Origin of the sequence: Bradyrhizobium sp. 132 (assembly GCF_023074185.1) — a bacterium.
Taxonomy (GTDB): Bacteria; Pseudomonadota; Alphaproteobacteria; order Rhizobiales; family Xanthobacteraceae; genus Bradyrhizobium.
This window is the reverse complement of the sequence record NZ_JADPKY010000144.1, coordinates 1-1,268: the sequence shown is the minus strand read 5'-3', so window position 1 is coordinate 1,268 and position 1,268 is coordinate 1. Positions and strand designations below refer to the sequence as shown.

Sequence of the window (1,268 nt, the reverse complement as noted above, 5' to 3'; positions counted from 1 at the left end):
TGACCTGCCTCCGAAGTTTCATCCAGTGGCGATTAGAGCCTCAGCGGATGTTACGCCGTTTGGCGCGGGGTGAGCAACGTGCGATCGGCGGAGCTGGTCGGGGTTGCGCAGCCGGTCGCACGTTGCGGTGAGGTTGGCGGCATAGGCCGCAGGCGTCAGGTAGCCCAGCGAAGAATGCGGGCGTTGGCTGTTGTAGTCGGCGGCCCAAGCGGCAATTCTGGCCCGGGCGTGATCGAGGCCTAAGAACAGAGTTTCGTTGAGAAGCTCGTCGCGCATCCGGCCGTTGAAGCTTTCACAGAAGCCGTTCTGCATCGGCTTTCCCGGTGCGATGAAGTGCCAGGCGATCTGGTGGTCTTCCGACCAGGTCAGCATGGCGTTGCAGGTGAACTCGGTGCCGTTGTCCGAGACGATCATGCCAGGCTTGCCGCGACGGGCGATCAGCGCCGTCAGTTCGCGCGCCACCCGCCGTCCCGGGAGCGAGGTGTCGGGGATTGCCGCCAGGCATTCCCGGGTCACGTCATCGACGATGTTCAGGATCCGGAAGCGGCGACCACTGGCGAACTGGTCATGGACAAAATCCAGCGACCAACGGGCATTCGGCCGAGCCTCGACCAGGATTGGCGCCCGAACACCCACCGCGCGGCGGCGGGTCCGGCGCTTGCGGACGCTGAGGCCTTCCTCCCGATAGAGACGGTAGATTCGGTTTAGCCCGGACGGCTCGCCATGTTGGCGCAGCAGGACGAACAGCCGGCGATAGCCGAAGCGCCTGCGAGCATTGGCAAGCTCGCGCAATTGGACGCGCAGTTCGGTATCCGGCGGCCGGCACGACCGATAGCGGATCATCTTGCGGTCGGCGCTAACGATTGAGCAGGCCCGCCGCTCTGACAGGCCCAGTTCGGCCTGCAGATGCGCGACAGCCTCGCGCTTGGCGACGGGCCCTACCATTTTTTTGACAGAAGCTCGCGCAACGCGGCGGCATCCAACATCTGCTCGGCCAGTAGCTTCTTCAGCTTGGCGTTCTCGTCCTCAAGCTGCCGCAGCCGCTTGGCCTCCGAAACGTCCATCCCGCCGAATTTGGCCTTCCAATTGTACAGCGTCCCTTCCGAGATGCCGTGCTTACGCGCCAAATCGGCCGCCTTCGCACCGGCCTCATGTTCGCGCAGCACACCGATAATCTGTTCTTCCGTAAACCTGGCTCGCTTCATCTGTCCGTCCTTCAGAAGGCCGGACTCTAACTTCAACCGGAGGAAATCGGCAGGGGCAGGTCA

Annotated in this window: 1 protein-coding gene; it reads right to left on the bottom strand. The window is 63.5% G+C overall.

What is annotated here, in order from left to right; all coding sequences use genetic code 11:
- Positions 1–18: 18 nt before the first annotated feature.
- Positions 19–1,205, bottom strand: a protein-coding gene (locus tag IVA74_RS31840; RefSeq protein WP_247350894.1) for an IS3 family transposase whose coding sequence is annotated in 2 segments (ribosomal slippage) — positions 19–953 and positions 953–1,205 — 1,188 coding nt in all. Because the reading frame shifts where the segments join, the coding sequence is not laid out codon by codon here.
- Positions 1,206–1,268: the final 63 nt, after the last annotated feature.